11 protein-coding genes are annotated in these 25,299 nt (G+C 55.1%); 4 read left to right on the top strand and 7 right to left on the bottom strand.

What is annotated here, in order from left to right; translation table 11 throughout:
* Window position 1 precedes the first annotated feature (1 nt).
* A complete protein-coding gene (locus PMI20_RS15375; protein ID WP_007925595.1) occupies window positions 2–8,326 on the bottom strand; it encodes a Tc toxin subunit A-related protein in 8,325 nt (2,774 codons plus the stop codon).
* Window positions 8,327–9,729: 1,403 nt separating this feature from the next.
* On the opposite strand from PMI20_RS15375, the gene PMI20_RS15380 reads away from it, so the two are divergent.
* Both PMI20_RS15380 and PMI20_RS15385 read left to right on the top strand, forming a co-directional pair.
* Window positions 9,730–13,374 carry an autotransporter domain-containing protein gene (locus PMI20_RS15380; protein ID WP_238543425.1) on the top strand — a complete coding sequence of 1,215 codons (3,645 nt, stop codon included), beginning with the start codon at window positions 9,730–9,732 and terminating at the stop codon, window positions 13,372–13,374.
* 547 nt (window positions 13,375–13,921) lie between these two features.
* The gene (locus PMI20_RS15385) at window positions 13,922–14,536 is read left to right on the top strand and encodes a histidine phosphatase family protein (protein ID WP_370686824.1); all 615 of its coding nucleotides are present in this window, start codon (window positions 13,922–13,924) and stop codon (window positions 14,534–14,536) included.
* 161 nt (window positions 14,537–14,697) lie between these two features.
* On the opposite strand, the gene PMI20_RS15390 is transcribed toward PMI20_RS15385, so the two are convergent.
* Together PMI20_RS15390 and PMI20_RS15395 are read right to left on the bottom strand one after the other, a co-directional pair.
* Complete coding sequence (locus PMI20_RS15390) at window positions 14,698–15,906, bottom strand: EAL domain-containing protein (protein ID WP_007925598.1); 1,209 nt, start codon at window positions 15,904–15,906, stop codon at window positions 14,698–14,700.
* 98 nt (window positions 15,907–16,004) lie between these two features.
* The gene (locus tag PMI20_RS15395; RefSeq protein WP_007925599.1) at window positions 16,005–18,389 is read right to left on the bottom strand and encodes an ATP-binding protein; all 2,385 of its coding nucleotides are present in this window, start codon (window positions 18,387–18,389) and stop codon (window positions 16,005–16,007) included.
* A 270-nt stretch (window positions 18,390–18,659) separates the two neighbouring features.
* Here PMI20_RS15395 and PMI20_RS15400 point away from each other — a divergent pair, with 270 nt between their 5' ends.
* Both PMI20_RS15400 and PMI20_RS15405 read left to right on the top strand, forming a co-directional pair.
* Window positions 18,660–19,988 carry an EAL domain-containing protein gene (locus PMI20_RS15400; protein WP_007925601.1) on the top strand — a complete coding sequence of 443 codons (1,329 nt, stop codon included), beginning with the start codon at window positions 18,660–18,662 and terminating at the stop codon, window positions 19,986–19,988.
* A gap of 137 nt (window positions 19,989–20,125) precedes the next feature.
* Window positions 20,126–20,791, top strand: coding sequence for a response regulator transcription factor (locus PMI20_RS15405; protein ID WP_037034627.1), 666 nt, complete (start codon window positions 20,126–20,128; stop codon window positions 20,789–20,791).
* 603 nt (window positions 20,792–21,394) lie between these two features.
* Here the strand turns inward: PMI20_RS15405 and PMI20_RS15410 are convergent.
* The 4 genes from PMI20_RS15410 to PMI20_RS15425 all read right to left on the bottom strand — a co-directional run bounded on the left by PMI20_RS15410 (window position 21,395) and on the right by PMI20_RS15425 (window position 25,287).
* Window positions 21,395–21,742, bottom strand: a complete 348-nt coding sequence (locus PMI20_RS15410) for a DUF1120 domain-containing protein (RefSeq protein ID WP_202949038.1) — start codon at window positions 21,740–21,742, stop codon at window positions 21,395–21,397.
* Window positions 21,743–21,791: 49 nt separating this feature from the next.
* Complete coding sequence (locus PMI20_RS15415) at window positions 21,792–22,070, bottom strand: DUF1120 domain-containing protein (protein WP_202949039.1); 279 nt, start codon at window positions 22,068–22,070, stop codon at window positions 21,792–21,794.
* Between the two features lie 147 nt (window positions 22,071–22,217).
* The gene (locus tag PMI20_RS15420) at window positions 22,218–22,802 is read right to left on the bottom strand and encodes a DUF1120 domain-containing protein (RefSeq protein WP_007925611.1); all 585 of its coding nucleotides are present in this window, start codon (window positions 22,800–22,802) and stop codon (window positions 22,218–22,220) included.
* The gene (locus PMI20_RS15425) at window positions 22,756–25,287 is read right to left on the bottom strand and encodes a fimbrial biogenesis usher protein (protein ID WP_007925612.1); all 2,532 of its coding nucleotides are present in this window, start codon (window positions 25,285–25,287) and stop codon (window positions 22,756–22,758) included. The genes PMI20_RS15420 and PMI20_RS15425 overlap by 47 nt, the downstream gene beginning before the upstream one ends.
* Window positions 25,288–25,299: the final 12 nt, after the last annotated feature.

The following is a 25,299-nucleotide window of genomic DNA, read 5'->3' on the forward strand; positions in this document are numbered from 1 at the left end:
TCTACGGTCGATTGGCGGTGTAGCTCACCAGAAGGCCGATAGAAATCAACTTGGTCGGGGCAATCCACCCTGTATCGGGGGCGGCGATGCCGGATGGCACACCGCTTTTGGTGACGATCAGGGACCAGGGCTGATCGACCCAACCGGTGATGCCAAGGCCAGTGGCCATCGCAACACCATTGGCTGCATTGAAGGTGAGAGGAACCTTATTTACGTTGGCGCCGGAACCTATTTCCAAGGACGCTACAAGATTGCCTCCCAACGAGATGCCATCGGCCAATTGCAGCATGGCGTCGATCTCTACCACTTGGTTGAGGCCCAGATTGGCCGGGAACCATCCACGGGCCATGACTACGGAAAAGGTTTGTTGCACGGCATCGCTGGGTGGGTGCGCAAAACCGAACCATTGAGTGGGGAAGTTAGCGCCAAGGTTGAAGGCGCGCTGAGCACGATAAGGAATGTTATTGATCTTGCTGCGCACTTCGTTGGCAAACGGTGTGCCACCGTCCAGCGCGGTGTAGCGCAGCCTGATCACTACATCGGTCAGGCTGGCGTAGTCGAGTCGGTTATTCTCTTTGGGCATCTCCAGTCGGTATGCGCTTATGGCGCCTGTGCCTTCGAATGGCAAGTAGCGCTCATCGTTGAGATCAAGCTGGAACATACCGGCATCATCAATACCGCTTGACAGAGCCACCTTCTGGCTGGCCCTCCAGTTTGCCCGGAGCACACTGGTATCTGGGGTCTGAGAGCTGAGGCCCAACAAGTAATCGATCCCGTCGATATCGGGCTTGATCAGAATCTGGCTGCCGGTCTGGGTGAGCGTGGCCTTGATGTTCTGATTCGGCCCCAGGATCGCCGGAATAGTGATGGAGATCGACTTGACCTGCCTGGCGTAGTGACCTGGATAGTCGAGGTCAAACAAGTACTCGCTGAGCAGGACATCGCACACGCCGGTATTTTGAAAGCGGACAAACGCTTCGGGGTCCAGAGCCAGCAAGGAGATGGTTTTTTCGATCTCGAAACTGCGGGTGTTGTTGCGATAATAAGCTGCCTCCATCTGGCTCAGGCTGATCATCAGCTGTTCACCGGCCAGCAACCCTTTATGCAGCCCGTCCCAGTAGTCGAACGTGATGAACCGATCAATTGCATTGATCTCGAACTGGTAAGCCTGTTGCGCTGAAACCGCCAACTCCAGGGCCATCCGGTAAGCCTGCCCGTAGACGGTGCTCAAACGCGCAACCATCCATTGATACAGCTCGACATTGGTGAATTTCTTGCGCAAGAAGTCATCCACTTCCGCGGCATTAGCCAAGGTTTGGCGATGAGTCGCCAACTGCTGTTGCAGAGTTTGCAGTTGCAAGTTGGAGGCGACTATTTGACTGTCGAGCACCTGAACATCGTACTTGGCTTGAGTCAGTGCCTGTTGCCATTCCTGTTCGCGTCGTTCGAAGCCGGAGACCATCTGGCTGACATCACCGACCCCCTTGGTGATCTGTGCCATCACTTCAAAGATTGAGGCCGCCGCTTTCAGACTGTTACCTATCTCTCGTCCACCATAGGTCATGGCAAAAGGTGAGCCCGCATTGGGTATCAGGAACGCGCCTGATGACAAACCATTCATGACCGTACTGGTGGTACTCAGGACATTTGACAGAATAACCATGGCCACTTGCAGTCGCTCGGCCGGGATCAGTCCCTCATCGATCAATGCCTGGTAGAAATCCTGCCGCGCAGTAACGGCTTGATTGCTGATCTGCAGCCCGGCGATGCGCTCTTTCGCCTCGGCAATCTGCAAGTCCATCGACTTGGTAGTGAGATTAAGTATCTGGATCTGTTGCCCAGCGCTCAGGCGCGCAAGTGCTTCAGCATCGTTCTTCTCCAATGCGCCCAGCAGCAGGGTGCCGATCTGGCTGAACTGCTGGGTGAAGTCCTTGGCCATGCGGAAAATGGTCGTAAATCGATAGGGTGGGGCGCCTGCCTGCAACTGATCAACCACCTTGGAACCTGCCCCCGCGGCGGCGGCCCGAACCAGCGCCATGGGGTCGATTGGCGGTTCGAACAGTGCCAGTTGGCGCACAACGCCATGAATGTTCATGCAATGACGGATCTTGAACAGGCGTTGTTCCACCATGTCCCAATATTTCATCAGGTCACTGTTTTCAGGCACACAGAAATAGGAGTCCAGATCATTGAACGGTACGTAACGATCGCTGCTGTCCAGTGGCATGGCGGCCGTTTCGGCGAGCCTCGAGACGTTTTCCATATCGATCAAAAACTGCGGGATATCCGTACCGTACTTCGTTTGTATATCTTTGAACGTCGCCGGTACTTCAGTCGCGCAGCTCCCGACGTCGACTGGACGCGGTCCCAGCAATTCACGAGCGACGATGTAGAGCAACGTCGCCTGGTTGACCGACTCCCAGGTATCCTTGGTGTACTCGAAATCGCCCCAGTCCAGCAGCAGGCCGACATACCGCATGACAATCGCTTTTGGGTAGGCCGTTCCACGAAGGCGAGCGATGACGTGAGGCTCGAAAGGGTGATTGTTGTAAGCCTGGATTTGCAATGGATCGGTCAGGATATCTTTCAGGTGCTCGACCGATAGGCCGCGAAAGGCGACCAGTTGCCAGAACCGATCGTTCTGATCCTTCACTGTCGGATCTGAACCGACCGGTATGGTTGGGTTGAAGATGTACTCAAACCATTGTCGGGCCTCGGCGAAACGCTGGTTGGCCTGCAATTGGCTGGCAATCATCCAGGGGCCATAGAAGTAGACTTCCCAGAAGTACAGGCCATACGGCCCTTTGTAGTCAATGGCGTCACCATCAAGCAGCGGGGGTGGCTTAATGCTGGGGGAGGGCCCCCCCTGACTGTAGAACCGGCTGAATGGAAGCGTCGGGGTAGCGGGCTCGACCTGGGTGGACGGCGAGAGCAGCTTGGGTACTCCCCCCGAAAACAGTGCCTGGCTCAGACGAGCGATAGCACCTGTCGATAGCCGTTCGACAGACCAGACAATGCTCTTGAAGGGGGTTGGGGTATCGGTGTAGTGCCCGGAGACCAATTTTGTCTGGTTTACTTCGCTGCCCGCGAGGACTGAAACATATTCCTCCAGTCGTTTGATGCCTGGCTCCGTCGAGCGCAGGAGAAACGACTCGTCTCCGTTGTCCCACAGAAACCATAGTGGTTGGTTGATAACCGGATTGGTGAAACCGGCCCGGTCGCTGACATTAAACAAGACCTCCACGGTATTTGAAGGCACCCAGGTATCGGTGGCCCCCTGGCCGACCGCATTGATCAGGAAGATGTTGTCGAAGTCGGTAATTCGCATCAACGGCACTTGATTGGAGGCGACGACCGTTCGAGGAATCTGTGGCAGGTAAGGTTTGGGTGCTGTGAAGTCGAGGTCATAGGCGCCGAGAACCGGATAGGTCGGAGAGACATCAAGTCCACTCAGCAGCAGGCGCGACTGGTTGGCATAGGTGGCACCACGCACCCCTTGATTCGAGGCGGCCACCGCGTACTTGCTGGAGTTATACAGCGTCTGGGCCAAGGCCATGGCATCGGGATTGGTGATGACCGTTGGATCAGGGGCCTTCGGCGGGACGGGTTCGCTGCCCGGCAGGTCGTAGAACCAGCCATAGTTGACGATGATGCTGTCCTGCACACCGTTTTTACCCTTGATCAACATGGGCGTCACCGTTCTCCATTCCGGGCGATTGACGTGGAAGTCGGCCGGGTTGATCTGCGGTGTGCTGTAACCTCCCTGCATGGGGTCGAAATTGATGACAAAGTGGTCAAGGGTTTGTGGGCTGGTCCACTTGCCGCTGAAATTGATGAAGCTGTATTTCAGTGTTGCCCCGGTGTCGGCAGAGTTGTTCGCGTTCCCTCCCTGGACCATTGAGGCCGAAGTCGTGTCCTGTTCTACCCAGAACAGAAACAGTCGGTCATAGGCGTATAGCGGAGCAACGATCGGTGAGGGAATGAGCAAGTCGATTTTATCGAAGGCGGTCCAGCCAGTGGTATCAATCCGCCGTTGCAGGTAGTAGGTGTAGGGCTCGGTTGCCGTGCGCGACAACAGGTACAGCATGGGTGTCAGCGCCCCCTGGGAAGAGGGATCCGGTGCAATGCCATAGTAAGAGCCGACCGGCTTCAGTTGGGCGAGTGATTCAAAGGTTTCGAAATAGTCGACATAGGCATCGTTGACCGTTGTCGGGGTGATGTCGTTAGCAGTGAGGTTATCCTGAATGTTCTGGAACTGCGGGGTTTTGTCCAGGCGCAACTGCGGCTCAAGGTAGTTCTCTGGGTAGAGGAAAACCTTGCGATTAGCCTCCCACAACGGGTATGACCCGATCCAGCTCCACCAGGTTTCCGGGATGCTCAGTTTTGAAATACCGGGCTCCAGCATCATTCGGGCGCGTTGCATATAGAGCTGAACCGAGAGAAGGGCTTGCTTGATGTAGGAGATGTCGGCGCATCCGCTCATTTGGGTATCGATCAACAGGTAGGCATAGAGCTCGTCAACATTGCTGATGGTGGCAAATTTGCGGTTCAGCGTATAAATCGCGTAGGGCGTCAGCACATCACGCTTGGCTTCATTCACCGCGTTCTCGATGGGACGGTAGACGGTCTCCCAACGCTGGTTACCGTAACGCGCCTTTAGCGATCCAATCGTCGCCGTCGATGCCGCGGAGTACTCAGCCCAGGTGGAAGTATCAACCTGTGCCGGCTGGACATTGAGCCGTGCCAGCGAGAGGGTTCCGTCGATATCCAGCCCAAGACCTGTGGCCGTGTCGAAGCAGGCTTTCATTGCGACAAGCCCCTGCACGGTGTTGTAGTCCGCGGAGGTACCATATAGCGCCGAGCGCAATCGGCAGATCTGGCTCACTGGCCAACCGCTCAGGGTTGACAGGACCTCGGTTTTCTTGTCGGTCAGACACTCTTGCCCGGCAGGCAGGAAAAAAAACTCGGACAAGCGCTCTTTGGTATCGTCCCAGCCCTCGCGCAAGCGCTTGTAATTCCACATGGCCCGCACATTGTCCAAGGTCAGTGCATTCAACGCGGCGACCCCAAAGGGCGCAGGACAGTCGATCACAAAGGTTATGTCACTGGCGTTGAACCCCAACTGCTGATTCAGCGTAACGATTCGGGCCATCAGCACCATGAAGTCACGTATCGCCGTCGAGGGGGGGGCCCACTGCCCTGGGTGACCTACCGGTGGCTGCAGGAACGCAGCGACATAGTCAGGCAGGCCGACCGTCTCAGCGATATCCGGGCCAAGGGCCAGCAACGTGCCGGTGTCCGACCCCAGCGCAACGCCCAGTTGCTCTGACAGCTGAAAGCGCTGTACGCCACGGTTGGGGTGATTGATGTCGGGAGCACCGCCATAGGTCAGCAACACGGCGACCACATGCTCAATCCGGCCTTTGGCCAACAGCAACCGCGCCTGTACCTGGGCAATCATCGGTTGACGATCTGACTGCGAGGCAAATAGAAATGACAAATCGGTTTCAGCGGTAAAACTTGCGGTTAACACCCCTGTGCTGCTCAGCACTTTGTGGCTGACCAGTTCGTCGAACGCCTCCTTGGACTGCTGCGAGTCAATCAGCGCGGAGACGAAGGACGACACATCAAGAGGATCGACAAAAGCAACACTGGTAAAGTCCACGGCCTTTTCGAGAACGGCACCATGCACGCTGAGAAAGCCTGCCTGTGGTGTGCAGAGCAGGTCGAAGAAAACCTGTGACTGTTCGGCAGTGATGTCCTGACTGATGAAACCTGTCCCAAGCACCAGCCAGTCCTGTGCCGTCTGCCAAAGCGCAGCAAGAATATCGGGCAACGCCGCCACGGTGAACATGGGCGTGAAGTGCTTGCTGACGGTGCCGCGCAGCGAATAATCCAGCGCGTAGACATTCAGGTGCGACTCTTTCAGCCAGCTTGCCCAGTCCGCCACGGCAATAGCGCCATCAAGATCGGCGACCACGGGGATCTCGAGCAGATCAAGCAGGATCAGATACTCGCCGACCGTCAATTTGGTCTGCCGCGCAAATTTCGCATAGCTATAGAGTACTGACAGGTTTGGCACGCTGAGGGGGATCTGTGTTGCATTCTGCTGCAAGGCGCCTGACTGCTTCAGCGATGCCAGAACCCGTTGTCCAATTGCGGTCAGATCATCGTCGACAACATTCAGGCCTGCACGAAGCCGGCTGCGCAGCTCCGCCAATTGCGAGTTCGGAGCAGTGGACTCATCGGGAGCCCACTCGGCGACGATATCCTGATAGAGGATGTTGCCCGTATATATCGGGTGGTAAACAGGGAGTGCGTCGGAAGGGGTATTGGCCGTCGGGATCACCACCATTGCCGCGTGTTGAGTCGCCTGGGCGAATGCGCTTGTCACCGTCAGCGCCACATCACTGGCAACCGTGGCGACAACTTTGAGTTCTCCTGCGACTCGTACCCGCATACCCACTTCGATTTGTTGCTTGAAGGCCGTGTTGGTGCCGGTCACTGTGGTGCCCTGTACCGAGACAGTTCCTTTGGCTGAGAACGGTGGCAGGGCACCTGCCGTAGAGCCGAGTATTGATGAGCTATTGAACAGTTGGTCAAACATGTCGAGGGGCCGACCAGGATCGTCGACACCTATCGTCTTGAGCGGTTGAAACAGGCCGAGAGTTTCCTCCACAGAGCAATTCAGGCGCTGTGCCAAGGCCACGGTTCTACCAACAGCGGAAACCGCATCGGAGTCGATACTCCCTTGTCCCAGGGTCTGGATCAACCAGTCCAGATCGGCGTAGGGGAGTGCGCTTGCATTGGCCAGGCGTATAAATCGATTGAGTCTATCCAGAGCGGCCAGATCGAGATTGGCAATACGGGAAACAGGCATTGACGAATCGGAACGATCAACCGTGACAGAAAGACACTTATCCGCCATGAGCCCCTTGTTTATGAACAACGAGGTGCCCAGCCCGGCAGCCCGCTCTTGCGCAGACAGCTGTTGGTTCAGCAACGCTTGCAGTTGCTCAAAGTCGAGACCGGTGCGCTGAGTGAAAACCAGAGAAAGGCCGAGATCGGTGGAAGGGATATCCGTCATGATCGATGCGGCGGCATCAATACTCCAGAGCTGGACAGTGGTGAGTCGAGTCGCGCTATCGACACTGAGCACCTGGGCGCGTTGAGGCCCCAGCTGGACGAAGTCACCCACTTTCACCTGGTTGGTGAAGTCCGTGCCATCACCGGTAACCGTGTTTACGCCTTTGGCGACGCTAACTGTCCCGCTTAGTACCCTCTTGAGTAAACGTCCGTCACCGATGCCATAGTAAGGGCCAATCGTCTCAGCAGTAGTCAGCGTGGTTGTGACTATCTGCGTGGTCGTGGGACTCAAGCCAAGGGCCTCACGGCCTATGGCTAGCGGCCCGGGGAGTTCGGACGCCGCGGGGGTTGAAGCTCGCGCCTGGAACGTTTGGTAGATGTTGAGTAAAGAAGGGCCAAGGGCTGCACAGTAAATCCGGGTCTGGACCAGAGGCAGAATGAAAGGCAATACAAACGGGTAGGGCTGTTCGGTCAAGGCCCTGAATACGTCATTCCAATCGGTAGAAGCCGCAATGGATGCTTCCAGCACTTCGTTGATGACTTGCAGATAGGGAACAAGCTGGCGGGTCATCTCCGGGGTCAGAGGAATATTCTCAATATCCGGGCGCCGTTCACTCAAGTGCCAACCACTTGGGATCCCAGCATTGTAGGTCGTGTTGTCTATGTACTGATAAACGATGCGGAGCATGTCGACCATGTAGGCCGAAGGACTGAAGATTGATTGGTCAGGATCGCAACTGCAGTAGTCCAGCGATCCGAAAAAATCCTGATAACTCGGGATCGCCTCAATCAACTCGGTAAGATCAGTATTGGCAGTATTCATCGCTCCCGCACGGTAAAACGCAGACCCCACCGATCCCTTCAACGCAAAGGCTGTCAGCTGGGCGCGTAACTTTGCTTGAACGGCGGCGCGGTGGAGCAGGCGAGCCGGTGCGGGGTCGATGTCGAGGCGAGTCGCCTGTTTCTCGACAAACTCATCCTCCGACTGTTGAGCGATATGATGCGCTGAAACCAGCCCGGCTTTTACCAGGCGATCAGCGAGATGCGGATCATCGGTGACCTGCTGCAAGCGTTGATAGGTTTTCAGGGACTCTATGTCACCCGCAGACAAACTGGAGAGTAGTGCCTGGGACCTAGGAGTTTTTTTGAAAAAGTCATGTTTTCGGAGATCGAACTCAGGATTCTGCAAAAAAAAGTCGGCAAACGCTCCGCCGGAAATACCCGTTGTAAACAGCATCATTTCACCTTCCTTGGTGCTTGCCGATTCTTTGCTCCTAATGCTGGAAAAGAGCACTCGTCCGTGAGTGGCAAATCGTGAGTGGCAAATAAAGAAAAACGGATGCAGGTTCTGTATAGCGTGCTTTTGGCAAAGTGCAATGAGACGAATCACTTCGACTTCATGGCATATGGTTTTTGTGGGTGATGTCAGATGTTCATAGGCAGCTCATGAGGCCGAGATTACTGGCTCAGTGTTCCCGAAATGAACGTAATTGTTCATAGATTGATGTTCATAGACCGAGTTTTCCGAGACCCGCGTTAGCCTCGTCCCCGGGCTGGCTCAACCATTGGTCGACCTCGCGCTGCCTCGGGTTACACGCGAGCACTACATCATCGGTAACGCCGCGGTCAATTTCCCGTATCCGCACGTGTTGGCATTTCTTGTCGTACTGGAATCGTGATTCGGGGGGGGCAAGGTGTCCCTTGCTGGCAACCATTTTCCGGAGCCACATCGGTTTTTGGTGACGCCGGGATCTTGGATGCTACTTAGCAGCTAGCCAAAAAACGGATACCGGGGTGAGGGAGTCAGCGATCTACGATGGGGGGATGAGTGCAAGCGTGATGCCAATTGCAATTGGTTCGCTTGCTGGGTGGCGGGTTTGTGGCAGTGAGCGTACGGAGTGATTGACGGAGGACTTTGAGGGAGTAGGTGATTGGTTCGTGGTTAGCTGAACCAATTTTTCAGGCAGTGCCATATAGATGTGCATCAAAGTTACATGCGCTTCATTAGGAAACGTCGTGAGTATCGCACCGCCTATGAAGGGACTACGTGCGTGAAAACTTTTGGCTGGAAGTCCCGGTATTTTGCCGTCCTGTGGGCAGCAAGGCTAAAGTGCAGCTGTTCAAGGTTGACCTAAATCTGATCCTCGAAGGGCACCCCTTACTGCAAATAAGAAGAGGGTTTCGGCTGAGGTGCTCTCCCTAATATCCGTTCGCTTTTCATTTTTCAGACTACTCCTAAATATTTAAAGACTTGTATCACGGTATTGTCTTGAGAAGGCCTACTGCACCCACTTTGACGAGGGAATTATAACTACAGAATTTTATTTCAAGCCAAACCCTGTTGCAGCGACAAAAGCGCTATTGAAGTTACCAAGTGGCGCCCCGCTTCTTGGTTGCCCGCACAAAAAAGTCGCAGTGCTGACCAGTGATAAATATGTTAATACGGAGCTCGAAGCCCGAAATGATCAAGTTACTTTCTGCCTATAAAAAATAAAAAGCCGATGACACGCATTTAGAACTAATTACATGTTCGAGGGGAGCAGAATGAGTATTTCAGATCATGATTCAAGCCGTATAAAAAAACATCTACTCACAGCACGACAATGGAGGCTCACACCCATCACTTGGGCTGTTACCTTGTCGATGAGCCAGGCAGGCGTGGCTTTTGCGCAAGAAGCGCCAGCAGCCAATAATCCCTATACGTCTCAAGTGCTTGAAGCTGCGTTCAGGAAAGCAGTTGCCTCGTTTGATCGCAACACCGATGTCTTCAAGGACCTGGGGTTTGCCTCTTCGGCTATCGTCGATCTTGCGGCCAAGGACTTTGCGGCCCAGTCCGGCAAGTTCGATTCGGCACTCAAGCAGAACTACGAGCTGCAACCGGAAAACCTGACCATCGGCGCCATGCTCGGCGATACCAAACGGCCGTTGGACTATACCTCGTGGCGGGATTCCTACCGCAGCCAGCTCTTCAGCAACAGTGGCCGCTACACCATCAGTATTCTCGATTTCTCCAAGGCCATCATCGCCAATCTGCCCGCCGCCAAGCCCTATGTCTATGTAGAGCCGGGCGTCAGCAGCAACCTGAACGGGCAACTGAACGCCGGCCAGTCCTGGGCCGCCGCGACGCGTGACTGGAGCGCCAACGCGCAAACCTGGAAAACCCCAGAAGCCCAGGTCAACTCCGGTTTGGACCGCACCAACGCGTATTACGCCTATGCCTTGGGCATGACCGGCAAAGGCGTCAATGTCGGCGTGCTGGACTCGGGCATCCTCACCGAGCACTTCGAGTTCCAGGGCAAGAACGCCCAGGGCCAGGATCGGGTGCAGGCGGTGACGTCCGCGGGTGAGTACTACGCCACTCACCCGCGTTATATCCACGACACCCCGGACGGCGAATTTCAAAAGGGCGAGCGCTTCAGTATTTCCGGCGAATACGACCCGGTGATCAACGACGGCCACGGTACGGAGATGTCCGGTGTACTGGGCGCCAGTCGCAATGGCACCGGTATGCACGGGATTGCCTTTGACGCGAACCTGTTTGTCGCCAACACCGGCGGCACCGATGACAACCGCTTCCAGGGCTCCAACGACCTCGACTACAACGCGTTCATGGCCAGCTACAACGCCTTGGCCGCCAAGAATGTCTCGATCGTCAACCAGAGCTGGGGGCAGAACTCGCGCAACGACGTGGAGAACCACTTCGGCAACGTCGGCGACAGCGCGGCCGACAACCTGCGAGACATGACCGCCGCCTATCGCCCGTTCTGGGACAAGGCTCACGTCGGGAAGAAAACCTGGATGGACGCGATGGCCGACGCAGCACGGCAAAACACGTTCATTCAGATCATTTCTGCGGGTAACGACAGCCACGGGGCCAACCCGGATACCAACGCCAACCTGCCGTTTTTCAAACCCGATATCGAAACCAAATTCCTTTCGATCACCGGTTACGACGAGACCAGCGCTCAGGTCTACAACCGTTGCGGCACGTCGAAGTGGTGGTGTGTGATGGGCGTTTCGGGGATTCCATCCACGGGGCCGGAAGGCGAAATTATCCCAAATGCCAACGGCACCTCGGCCGCCGCGCCGAGCGTCTCCGGGGCGTTGGCGCTGGTGATTCAGCGCTTCCCTTACATGACCGCCAGTCAGGCCCGCGATGTGTTGCTGACCACCTCCAGCCTGCAAGCGCCGGACGGTCTGGACACGCCCGTGGGTACCCTGTACGGCGGCCGCACCTACGGCGAACTGCAACCGGTGCACGACGCTGCGCGGGGTACGCCGCAGGTACCGGGAGTGGTCAGTGGCTGGGGCTTGCCCAACCTGCAAAAAGCCATGCAGGGGCCGGGGCAGTTCCTCGATTCGGTGGCGGTGGCCTTACCCACCGGTACTCGTGACATCTGGGCTAACCCGATTTCCGATGAAGCGATCCGCGCCCGTCGGCTAGAAGACGCTGCCGAGCAGGCAACCTGGGCGGCCACCAAACAGCAAAAAGGCTGGCTCAACGGCCTGCCGGCCAATGCCTCGGCTGACGATCAGTTCCAATATGAAATCGGCAACGCGCGGGAGTTGGCTATGCTGGCGCGTGCCAAGGACCTGCTCACCGGCACGACCTATGTCGGTAGCCTGGCCAAGTCGGGGGACGGTGAACTGGTGCTGGAAGGCCAGAACACCTACTCGGGCAGCACTTGGGTGCGCGGCGGCAAGCTTTCGGTCGATGGCTCGCTGACCTCTGCCGTGACCGTGGATGGCAGCGCCTTAGGCACCGTGAACGCGGACAACGGCGTGACAACCACCCTGGGTGGCACACTGGCTGGCAACGGCACGGTCGGGGCCTTGACCGTCAATACTGGCGGCCGTGTGGCGCCAGGTCATTCGATCGGCACGCTGCATACCGGCGATGTGACGTTCAACCCGGGCTCGGTGTACGCCGTGGAAGTGGGGCCCAATGGCCGCAGCGACCAGATCCAGAGCAGCGGTGTCGCCACCTTCAACGATGGTGTGGTGACGGTTTCCCTGGAAAACAGTCCCAACCTGTTGACCGCCACCGAGGCACGTAGCTTGCTGGGCCAGCAGTTCAACATCCTCAGTGCCAGCCAAGGCATCAATGGCCAGTTTGCGGCGATTTCGCCCAACTACCTGTTCATCGGTACCCAGCTCAATTACCAACCTAACCAACTGACCCTGGCGGTAGCACGCAACCAGACGACCTTCGCCAGCGTTGCGCAAACGCGCAACGAACGTGCAGTGGCGACGGTGGCCGAGACATTGGGCGCCGGCAGCCCGGTGTATGAAAGCCTGCTGGCGTCAGATTCGGCGGCCCAGGCGCGGGAAGCGTTCAAGCAACTCTCGGGGCAACTGCACTCGGATGTGGCGGCGGCGCAAATGGCCGACAGTCGTTACATTCGCGAAGCCGTCAACGGCCGCCTGCAACAGGCTCAGGCACTGGATTCCAGCGCGCAGATCCAGGCCAGCGACAACGGCGGCTGGGTGCAACTGCTGGGCGGTCGCAATAACGTCAGCGGTGACAACAACGCCAGTGGCTACTCCTCGTCCACCAGCGGTGTGCTGCTGGGCCTTGACACCGAGGTCGGCGACGGCTGGCGTTTGGGCACAGCGACCGGCTACACCCAGAGTCACCTCAATGGCGACGCCTCGGCATCGGCTGACAGCGACAACTATCACCTGTCGGTCTACGGCGGTAAACGCTTCGACGCCGTCGCCCTGCGCTTGGGCGCCACCACCACCTGGCACCGTATCGACAGCTCGCGGCGTGTGACGTACGCCAACCAGTCGGACTACGACAAGGCCGACTACAGTGCTCGCACTGACCAGGTGTTCGGCGAAATCGGTTACACCCAATGGAGCCTGTTCGAACCCTTCGCCAACCTGACCTACCTGAACCATCAGAGCGATTTGTTCAAGGAAAAAGGCGGCGCCGCAGCCCTGCATGCCAGTAAGCAAAGCCAGGATGCCACGCTCTCGACGTTGGGCCTGCGCGCGCATACCCAATTGCCGGTCAGCTCGACCTCGGCCGTGACGTTGCGCGGTGAGCTGGGTTGGGAACATCAGTTCGGTAATACCGATCGTGAAGCTTCGCTGAAGTTTGCCGGCAGTGACACCGCCTTTGCCGTCAACAGCGTGCCGGTGGCCCGTGATGGCGCGGTGATCAAGGCCAGTGCGGAAATGGCCCTGACCCAGGACACGCTGGTGTCGTTGAGCTATAGCGGTTTGCTGTCCAACCGCGGTAACAACAACGGGATCAACGCGGGCTTTACCTTCCGCTTCTAACCCAGGGAAGTTGTCCAGCGATAATCTTTGGCGAGGGAGCAAGCTCCCTCGCCACAGTGATGCATGGAATAAACAGCCCTGCGCAAAATTGACTCACAGGTTTACAATTGTCGCTCCTGATCAGGAGTATCCCTGTGCTGACTCCGGGCGGCGATGACAGTTACAGCCACAGTTGACACTTGAAGGCAGCATTAAAACCTACTCTCTGGCATCCGATGCGTAATAGTCGACTTATGGATGAGGAGGGCGGGACAGTTCCTATCGGAACACCTTATACCGGTTTTGATGAGCCGTTGATTCCTGTGCGTTCCGGCCGACATGGCAGTGCTCGCTCCACCTGAGCAGAGTGCGCGCTGATATGTTTGTTTATTCGTCGCCATCGGTTCAAAGCAGCAAGCTGAATAATTTAGGTGTAGTCCTATAGAACCCTATGATGGTCTTTGCTTAAGTATGTTGTCTTATTAAACATCAAGCGATATTCAAGTTGGATAAATTACCTCCCCGCCTTAAATCTGTCTTTCTGTCCCTTCGTCACGTGGTGCCGATCCTGGGACTTGCCGCCATAACCGTGCAGCCATCCCTAGTGGGGAGTGAACGTCAGGTCAAACCGACGGACGGCACCCAGACTCTGGTATTCGTGCGCCACGCCGAAAAACCCAGCGAGGGCTTGGGGCAGTTGAACTGCCAAGGGCTCAATCGCGCCCTGGACCTCGCTATAATGCTGCCTGAGCGTTTCGGCAAAGCCGACTACGTGTTCGCTGCCAACCCCTTGCGATATGTTAAGGAGGGGCGTCAGGACCAACGCTATAGCTATATTCGCCCGCTAATGACTATCGGCCCCAGCGCCATCCGCCTTGGCCTGTCGGTGAATATCGACTTTGGGGCAAACGACACTGACGAACTGGCGGACGAGCTACTGCGCAAGAAATATCACAACGCGACGGTCTACACCGCCTGGTCTCGTGGTTACCTCCCGGAACTGATCAATGCCGTAGCAGGCAAGGCCCTTGGTGAGGAGGGGATGATCGCCGAGGATTGGAGGCGTGATGATTTCGACACGCTATATGTATTAACCCTGACCTGGCGCGATGGCAAGGCGAGCCTGTACAGCCAACGCCTGCTCCAGGGCCTCGACCATGGTGAGCCTACTTGCCCAGCCTGATTCGCGGATTACTGCCGGGTTTTGGAGGCGATACCGGGATGACTGGTGGCTTGCGGTGTACAGGGAAGGGGGTACGACCGGCGGGTAGTAGCGAGACACTGATCTGCCACTCTTCGAGCGTCAGGCGCAGTTGCTCGAATACGTCGTCGCCGTAATAGCTCTCAGGCTCCGGTGGCGAGCGCGCGTATGAATTCGTCCACCTCCAGAGGTAACGACAAGGCAAAGCCCTGTCCCGTGCGGTACCCGTGCTTGAGCAACGCCTCAACCTGCGACGAAGATTCAATCCCTTCGGCGATGACATCCAGGTCCATGGCCTGGCCTATCGAAATCGCCGCGCAGACTGCCGCACAACAGCCGCAGTCATCGGCCATACCTTGTACGAAGCGGCCATCAATTTTGAGTTTGGAAAATGGCATTTGAGTCAACAGGTCTATCGAAGCAAAGCCACAACCAAAATCGTCCATTGCAATCGGAAAGCCCCACATGCGCAGAGAACCCAACTCCATCGACAAGGCAAGCCAATCATGAACTGGCACATCTTCCGTCAATTCGATCGTGAGCAGTGAAGTGGGCACGTCTGCTTCTCGAAGCCTTCGCGCGAGTGATTGACCAATCCCAGTCGTGGATAATATCGAGGCTGATGCATTTACGGCTATCGGCACCGCAATACCCTGACGGTGCAGATCGCTCAACAGCGCAATCACTCTAGTCAGCACTGTGTGAAAGAGCAGTAGCTCCACACCGGCTTGGCGCGCCAACGGCACAAAGGTTGCCGGCGCAATATTGCCTTTGGATACATGGTTCCAACGCGCCAGCGCTTCGGCACCTACGATCTCGCCGGTTTGCAGGTTGAGTTGTGGTTGCAGCACTATTCTGAGGTCGATATTGGCCATCAGGGCGCGCATCAGCTCAACTGCGCTGGGCGCTTGATTTTTGCTGTGCTGGCCTGGCCCGACATGAGTGCTCTCCAAGAGCGCGCAGGCGACATTCATATCGATATTTGCACTAGCCAAGTCGAAGAGCAGGACTTTTACACCCGCACGTCCGGCTACTCGTACATGCCATTCCAGGGAATCCTGCTCCTGTGCGCTGTACCATATGACAACAGGCAAATTCGACAATATGCATTGCCGCCTAAGATCCAGCAGCAATGACGGCAAGGCTAGCCCCTCGGCACGCTCCGCCGAGATACTGTTCAGCACGACGTCAAACCGTCGCGTGGCCAGTACGATTGCAGCTGCACTCAAGTTCGCTACGAACTGCGCCTCGTAGGTGAAAGATGGGCTGTAGCCGATAACGTCAACTGCTCCTACAATCAGCACCTGAGGCAAAGTTTTGTAATGCTCCGTCTGCATCGGATTCGATGACATCGTATCTGCCCATAGAAATATATTGATGCCAAATACTGTACGTAGTCGTGCAGAGTGCAGACTATCGGAATGGGATTAAAAGGAGTTCGATCATCCTCTCATGGTGAAATTCTGTCTGATCCTGTGGATGACGCACATTGCCCCAGTAGCTGCTCCAATGTGAGAAGATCCGTCTGTACAGAGCTAAAGGACCCGACCTTGAGGCGGGCCTCCATTGATTTCGCCAACGATGCCATATCTGGTTGTTTCAATATTGCGAAGGCACCAAACAATCGATGCGCGTAATGAGTCGCGTCTTCCATGTCAGCCATTTCAACTGCGGCCCGTAACGCATGCACGTCGCTCCAGAGGTGCGCGAAAGCTGTTCGTTCATCTGTAACGAATGCGGCCTCATCATCAATATGTGCCAGTGACAAATCTGTCCAGAGTTGAAGTGCATCTCTTAACTTGCCCAGCTTGATGGGTTTTTTCAGTACGCCGTCCATGCCTGCTTCGAAGCAGGTGGTGGTGTGTTCATCATCGGTCGATGCGGAGATCGCCATGATTGGCGTAGGTGCAAGGGCGAGCGACGACTCTATGGCTCGCCACTGGCGGGCCACCTCATAGCCGGAAATGCTCGGGAGATCACAGTCTAATAACACAATGTCAAACGTGTTTTGCTCAAGTGCAAACAAGGCTTTTTCCCCATCGGGTGCGAGTGTCGGGCTGCAGCCCAAGACTTCGAGCTGGGCGTGGAGGACAGCTTGATTCGCAGGCATATCCTCTACCAGCAAGACCCTGAGTACACGCTCCGTCGCTGGCACACCCAATTGTTGTCTGGATAGGCCCTGTTCTTGTAGATGGAGCGGCGGAACGTAAATATCACAGGGTAGCCGCACTGAGGCGATAGAGCCTCTACCAGGCTCGCTCTCGAGATCTATAGAACCACCCATCAATTCCAACAGTTGCCTGCAGATGGTCAAGCCAAGCCCGGTGCCACCAAACTTACGCGCAGTATTCGTGTTTGCTTGGGTGTATGGTTGAAAAAGCCGTTGAAGAGAGTCGGCGTCTATTCCGATACCTGTATCCACTATGCGGATTTGTAATTGATGCCGGTTTAGCGGGGGAGGGCTGGGATCCAACCGTATACTGATCGTCACGCCACCTTCAGGCGTGAACTTAATCGCATTTGAGATGAGGTTATGCAACACCTGTTCAACGCGAAACCTATCCAGCATCAGATGGGGTTCAATGGGGTGTTCTTGTATCAGCTCAAGCTCAACTCCGTTCTTCGCTTTCAGCGCCAGCAAATCCACAACTGAGCGGGTCAGTTCCATGATATCGACGGGCCCCAGATCCAGTTGAAGCCGTCCGGCCTCGAGCTTGGAAATGTCCAGAACGTCATCCAACAAATACAGCAAGTTCTCCGCACCGCTGGAAGCAACCGCCAGTAAACGAAGAGACTCTTCTGGCAGCTCGGGACGCTGCATCAGCAACTCCATGGAGGCGAGGATGGCATTCATCGGCGAGCGAATCTCATGGCTGAGGACGGCCAGAAACATAGTTTTCTCTTTCTCGCTTCGCATGGCCAGTCGCCGTTGCTGCCTAGCGTGAACCGCAAATCCTGCGATCAACAATAGTCCAGTCAAGACCAGTGCCATTTGGAGGCCGTAATAGCGCAATAGTACGTCTAGCGACGGCCTGCCATAGTTGTTGGCCGACTCGAGCTCGTTCTGGACCATCGCATCGATTTGCTCCGCGGTCAGAGATGCTAGCACCTTGTCTATAATGTCACGTAAGACGGGCAGATCACGTCGTACAGCCATGGAAAGTTCCATTGGCAAACGGGCTATCCCACCGGATACATACAGCTCCTCATCATATTTGCTACGTAAAAAAGGCAGCAGCACAGGTGCAACGTCTAGCGCCGCATCAGCCTGCTTGTCAATGACTGCAGTAAGCGAATCTTCGGACGTTTTCGTCCCAAGGATTTTGACAGCTGGGTAGAGTGCTCTGATTGCGCTCTCATATGAGCTGCCCTTCTTGACGGCAACAATATGCCCGTCTAGTCGATGTAGATCGAACACCGCCTGACTGTTTTTACGTGTTACAACTATTGTTGCGCCCGTATAATAGGTGTTGGTGAAGAGGGCTGCATCGATAATCGATTGCTGCGCAAACATCGGCATGATCCCGGGAAGAACATCTACTTCGCCCCGCTGAAACTTCTCTATCCTCCTCCGACCGAGACCCGAGTCGGGCACAGGCTCAAATCGAAGGCCTGTGCTGTGTTCGATGAAGTCTATGTACTCGGTGGCCAGTCCCATGAGCTGACCGTCCTCCACATATTGTATCGGCTTCCAGTTAGGCTCGACCGCCACATGGACGACCGGGTTTGCAGCAATCCAGGCGCGTTCTTCAGGGGTGAGATCCAGAGGGTGGGAGAAAACGGACGGTAACCAGACCAATAAAATCGCTGGCCAAAACGCCGCTCCCCGCTTCATGGTGCTTTCACCTGGTACTTCGGTTGGAAAAAGTCAATATTGAAGATAACAGCTGACCTGTCGGATTTTTCTGCGTTTTTTCTCACGGCCATGCCTCCTGGAAAGCAGTGAATGACCTCACGCTTTTGATCGAAACCCTACCGCTGGCATGAGCGGCCGTCAATTATACTGTACTGCTCGCACGCCACGAGCGAGATAAGAATACGAGTTGCCATCTCACATTATTTTTAAGAGCAGTCTTATAGTCTGAAATGATCAGGCGTTGTTTAAATGAGTTGTCAGTACACTCATGAAGCGATCGTCAAGTTGAAAAACTCGCCCCTTACTCTAACGCCTCCCCCCCGAGTCAATCTGGTCGTATTAAGCCACGATGAACAATATGTGTTACGCATGACAGAGCGCCTGAACGGTAGTGGTCTTTTCCATATCGAGCACGTTGAGTCGCTGAGCAGGCTGCGCCTGCGTAAGCAACCTATAGACATCGTTATGGCCGAGATTCATGCTGATCATGTCGACAGTCTGATGCTACCGTGTTGGGTCGGTGAACTTAACGCCTACGGCCGGGTACGCAGAGCTCCCCATATTGTCTGGACCATAAAGGCCAGTGCGCTTGATGATGCGACTTCGTCGGCCGCTGCCATCGAGCAGGGCCGTACGGATATCGTCAAAGGTATTTCCAGTATAGCCTTGGCCTCGTATGCCCGACTCGCCAGAGCATCGGGCATACGGGTTGAGATCGTTGCCGAGAATCATCCCACTCAACTTCTACAAGTACTCGAAAAGCTTGCTACTGCCGAACACTTGCTACCGCAGCTGTCGCAATCTGACAGATTTGAGTTGTTGATCAGCGAAGACGATGTCGTGTCAGTGATAACGTCGGGTGAAAATCTACGTGTGGTGCTGCAGCCGCAATATAACTTGGCCAGTCGTCAAGTGATCGGTGCCGAAGCGCTGATACGCTGGCAACACCCAATCCACGGCGACATCCCCCCGTTGATCCTGATCCCGATGGTCGAACAGTTAGGGTTAGGCCTCTTGTTGTTCAGTCATGTCGAGAGAGCGGTGATTGAAGTCCTCGGTACGCTCGATCGTCTGGGTATAGACATTCCCATCGCTATAAATGCCTCGGCCCGCACGCTGTGTGCCACCGGACTGGCTACCCGGTTGGCAATCAAGATGCACAAGGCCGGTTTGCCTGCCCGGCGATTGAAGATCGAGCTGACTGAGCAAATCACCCCTGGAAACGAACTGGTGTTGTCAGCGTCCATCATGGCACTCCGAGCGAAGGGTTTTCTGATTTCGCTCGGAGACTTCGGTGCCGGCGCCGCAACGCTCGCTCTGTTGACGCACATACCCTTCGATGAGATGAAAATCGACGGAAAGTTAGCTGGAATTGCTGAGCAATCGCCACAATCGAGCGAGATCATTTCCGGCATCGTTAACCTTGCCCGCTACTTCAACTTGAATCTGGTGACCGAGGGTATTGAGGACCCATCCAGCATCGAGATGCTCAACCGTCTAGGTTGCAGCGCCGGACAAGGATTGGCTCTGGCCCCTCCATTGGAGCAGGCTGATTTCCTGAGACTCGTCGCGCGATAGTGCACGACAAAAGCCTGGGTGCGACTTTCCAGAACTGTGTGTTTGTACTTAAAAAATTCTCGATCAGGTACCAGTATTGACTATTCTCATTTTAGTCTTTGAGTTACCTGGTCCATACCGAGTGACGTCTGAACGCCATGAAGTCTATACGTGTTGCATTACTCGACGACCATGCTGTCGTTCGCCAAGGTCTTGCCAGTCACCTAGGCGACGCCCCCGGTATAGAGATCGTCGGGATATATAAAAACAGCCGGGAACTGATGCGCGGCATGTCTACAGTGCCCGTCGATGTGCTTTTGCTGGACTTCGTTCTCGGTCGCGACGAGCTTGATGGTGTTTCACTGATTCGCGCTTTGCGGGTTCGCTTTCCTGCCTGCCGGATCCTGGTGCTGTCAACTCACCACGATCCGGCCACTGTCTCGCTGGCCCTGCGGGTTGGAGCGCGCGGATTCATTGGCAAGGATGAGGATCTGACATGCCTCGCCAAGGCTATCCGGGTGGTTGCTTCCGGAGCTGTTTACCTAAGTGCAGAAGCTTCTTATAAAGTAGTCGATGGCATCCAGCAAAGTGACAATTCACCTCAATTAATCAGCAGTGACACTAACGTGCTGCAATTGGCTTTACTGTCGGCGCGTGAGCAGGAGGTGATCCGCTGTTATCTCGACGGCATGACCATCACGGAAATCGCCGAGAAGTTCAACCGTAGTATAAAAACCATCAGTACGCAGAAGGCCACAGCTTTTCGCAAACTAGGAATAACCTCTAACAATGGGTTGTTCAAGATAATGAAGACACTAGAGTAGCCTGTGAAGTTTTACGCATGTCCGTAGGTTCATTCTTGAATTTGAGAAAGCTCACAAGTTATTATCTGTGAGTTTTTTTGTTGGCGGCAACTACATGAAACCTGTAAAAGGAAAATCATGATCTCAGAAAAAAGCGGAGGTTCGAGAACGGCGAGGAGTTTTTCTCTATTATGGAAGATGATCTATCTCGCTAGACATCAATGCAGCGTTAGGATTATTTCACGCCGACAGCATCATGATTGATGCGGCGGGGAAAATGCATCGTGGTAAAGACGCCATTGCCCTTGAGTTGGAAGGGTTCTTCAGCCTCGGATTTCCTGTATGCAGTACCAGGCGACATTTGTTTGTCTATGGCGATATGGCTTTGCAAATTTCTGATTGGAGTCTTAGTGGTGTCAGCGAGGACGGAACGATAATAAACGTAGGGGGTACTGCGACCGATGTTATATGTCGCGGGCATGATAATATCTGGCGTTACGCAATCGATAATACATTTGGAATTTTAAGTCGCCATCTGAAGTAGATTGTTAGGCCCGGGAATGAGTAGAGAAATAGCGTGGGGCAAAAGCCCGTAGCGAATAAACGCTACGGGCCGATTTTGTATTACAAATAGACTAACTCTAGCGTGGCTGAACCGTCCAGAGACACATCGCTGCTCAGATCCAGTTCGGAACCTTTATTCAACGCGGCCTGCACGTTTAAAGTACCTGACAGAGTCTTGAATGCGATTGGAGCGCCAGCAGTTGTTGCCGACCATGACATGAGAACTGAACCATCATTTGCAATACCTCCTGAACTTGAGTTTAGCCATGTAGTGCCGGAGTCTTTGCTGAAGGTTGATTCAACTTGGGCGCCGTCAGCAGTGAAGTCATTTACGGCTAAGGTCATCGCATAAACACCAATATTTTTTCCGGACGCATTGCCCAAACCAAAGGCACCGATTTCATTCAAGGCTGGCCTGATTTTCTTTACTGCTCCAGGGACTCGTGTGCCCGCACGATTATCTATAGCCTTCAGCGCAACTTTTGTCGGTGCATTGCAAACAATAGTGAACGCAACATTTTTTTTCAGGCAACAGGGTAAAATCGTTTGTGCTCAAGTCAGTAGAACTGTGTGTGCCGTAATCGATAGTGCCACCACCCGCCAATGTCGGAGTGCAGGCGTTCGGAATAATAGTGCCAATTACTTTTACCTCAACCGATGCAGCATGTGCACCCAAAGAAAAGGCTGTCGCAGTAGTGGCGAAGGCCCATGCGGCGAGTTTTGGATTGAAACGCATTTTTATTTCTCCGTTACGAAAAGTTAGGTAGGTCTGCTCCAATGGCAGAGTGGCTGGCTTCCATTCCAGCTGGATGCTATTTTCTTATTAATAATGTTTGCGAAGCTCTAGGAGTAAGCCTAAAAATAAAAGTCGATATGCAATCTTCTATTGTGTATCCAGTGTCAACCTGCCGAGCCCTTCAAGTACGGTGATGTCGCGCGCATATGTCTCTGTGTCACTGATATACGTTTGAATTTCAACCTGAGCCAAAAAAACTTTGCCAACAGCCCGCTGACCTTGAACCATAGTTGTCACCACTTCATTTGGGCGCAGTAGCTCCGTTGGCGATAACGGCCTGGCACTGCCAGCCTGAGCGAGTTGCACGGTATTTCCATCCAGCGTTGCGTTACTCAGCGTGATTGTGAAATGGCCTTTATCGGCAAACCGGTAGCTATTCAAATCCGCCGCTTGTCCCTCAAACCGCAATCCAAAGCGGGTTTCTTCGCGACAGACCACCGTCAGGTTTAGTTGCCGGTTTCCGAGGGCAATCGGAGCACTCCCGCGGATATCCATATCGCTCCGGTTAAGTGTGCCGTAATCGACCTCCGGGTTGCTCAAACGCATTTCGCAGTCGGCCGCGAACGTACTACTGGCAACTAGGGTAAGCGCAGTGCCAAGCCATCGCGCGCAATCTGCACTGGTGCTACGGCGCATGACAAACAGCCGGTGCAACATCGTAAAAAGCGTCATAGTCAGTCTCCTTGGGGAAGTCGATCTTCAGCAGGCAGGACTTTTCATCAGTGAGAGAAACCCTCAGTACTTCAGTAGGGGCCAGGTCAGAAAGAAAGATGACGCCCTTGTCCAGGACCGTCGTAAGGAAGTGGTTTTTGTCATCAAGTACCGAAGAACCTTTGGGCAGCGGTTGTCCTGCTGTGTCGGAGGCGTTAATCAGGATGCGTTGAACCTTGATGACCTTGAAGTCGAGGTGACTCACCGAACCACGGCCGGCGCCAATTCTCTGGAAGCCGTTCTGTAGGTCGATCCGTTTCGGCAGCGATTTTGTTTGCACCTCGACGCGGCTATCTCGATAGGCACTCAGTTGTGGCACCACTGCTTTGCCTTTGTAGTCAGTCCATACCGGGCCATAAGGTGTCGACACCTTGACCCCGGACAGGTCGCCGACGTCCACGATGCCGAAGGTGTCTTGCACCGGATATGGCGAGAAGGTCACCCCATCTTGATGTGCTACTGCGCCGCCGGAGACTCGAGCGTTGTAGTTCTTGCTGTCCGGGCCTTGGGCATAACCCAGGTCCACGCTGGTGAAGCGAGGAATGGCCGAGAGGTTGGCGGTAGAATAGTTGTCACCCCGGTCGCCAGTGCTCTCGGTGCTAAGGCGGTAATTGAACTGGTCATTGATGGTTTCGGAATACGTTGCACCAAAACGCTGGTTGTCGCCGCGTCGGCTGGCATAGGTGCGCACGCTACGGGACTGACCCAGGGGCACGCTGACGCTGAAGTAGATTGCGTCGTCGCTGTCACCCTGACTGTTGGAAGAGCCGCTTAATGCGGTTTCCACGGTGGCAGACACAGTGGCATGTTTGAACGTTTTCCCCCAGGAGCCCACCAGGCGGTTGGTAGAGTCGCCATTGAAGGTACGGCTGGGTGAAATGGACACGTTGAAGCTGCCCAACGTGCTATTGGACCAGCCCAGCGAGGCACTGTATTGGCTCTTGTAGCGGCGGTTGTACCAATCGTCATCAGCATGCAATGTGGTGTCGGACAGTTCTCGATAGCCGGTGGTCTGCTGGGTAGCCGACACACTGCCCGACACGGTCTCGGTGAAACGCGTGCTCAAGGTGACACTGGCCTGGGTGCCTTTTACGTCTTCCTTGGCTGTGTGGGAGTAGAGGTTACGCACACTCAGGCTGGTGTCCTTTGCGAGGTTGGTGTCCACGCCCCATCCGGTGGATTGATAGTCGGTGGCTGCCATCAGCCCGGTAGTAGCGGTCAGGCTTTCACTCAGGCTCCAGGTGCCGGTGCCGGTAATCACCCAGGGTTGGTCCTCATCATTGGCGCCCTGGTTGCGTATCTTGCCGGCAGAAAAGGTGTAACCAGGTCGGACCGTAACAGCGTTGCGAAATGACGCTGCTGACACGACGAAGTTTCGCTCTGCGCCAGTGATGTCTCGCACTTTGACGTCCAGATCGGAGTTGCTGTTGAGCAACGGTATATCGCTCAGGCTGAACGGTCCTTCCGGCACGATCGTGGTGTAGATCAACGCACCGACCTGACGTACTTCTATCGTGGATTGTGCATTGGCGATGCCCTCTACCCGTGCCCCGGAACGTGCCGACCCCATCAGCGCCGTTTCGGGCAGTATCTGCACGCCGGTAATCGCTCCCCCGGAAAAAAGCGGGTTGTTGATATTGATCTGCCCGGCCTGCAGCAGGGCCTTTTGCTCGGTGAATGTGCGTTGTGCGTATGCGTATAAATGTTCGAAACTCTCTTTGTCGTCGCTCTTGCTATAAAGCTGGTGACTGCGCACGATCCAGTCACCCATGTTGAACCCCAGATCGGTCGAGCCCGACAGGTAGTCGCTAGACTGCGAACCAAACTCCGAACGCATGGCCATTACGTCATAGTTGAAAAGGGCAGCAGTGCCACCACGGCTGAAGTTCGTAGTCTGGGGCGCATCGCTCTGTAAGGCATGCTGCGGGACCACCAGAAAAATCTCATCCTTGTTCGGGTGCAGGCTGACCTCGGTTTGCGGGTACGCCGCCACAAAGTCATAACGCTTTTCGGTGGCGTTCTTTGAACTCAGCACGTACTGCGAACCGGGAGCCTTCAGACGGGCCTTGGTCAGCAATGCCTCGTCAAAATACAGCTCTCCGTGGTTGTCGAACCGGGCTTCCACTCTGCCCAGCTTGACCCCGTTAACCACCAGTGAAACTACGTGCGCGCCCTCCGTAAACCGCGCGGGCTCGCGAAAATAATCAGCCAGTTTGGGGTCAATGCCGCGTGCTTTAAGGGTTTGCATATCGAACCTTGCGAAATCGCCGCTGGCTTGCCCAGCCCCCTGCGACATGTCCGCCTGGGCGGCAATCGGCGTAAGCAAGAGTGCGTTCCAGATCGCGTACGCAAGGGGCGCAAAGATCGGTAGGAAAGGGCGCTTGTTTTGTTCAGGCACGAGTTTGCAGCGGCCACCCTTATAGGTAGCCAGGAAAGGCTTTTTCATGGTTTAGGACTG

The sequence above is a fragment of the Pseudomonas sp. GM17 genome (genome assembly GCF_000282175.2).
Taxonomy (GTDB): Bacteria; Pseudomonadota; Gammaproteobacteria; order Pseudomonadales; family Pseudomonadaceae; genus Aquipseudomonas; species Aquipseudomonas chlororaphis.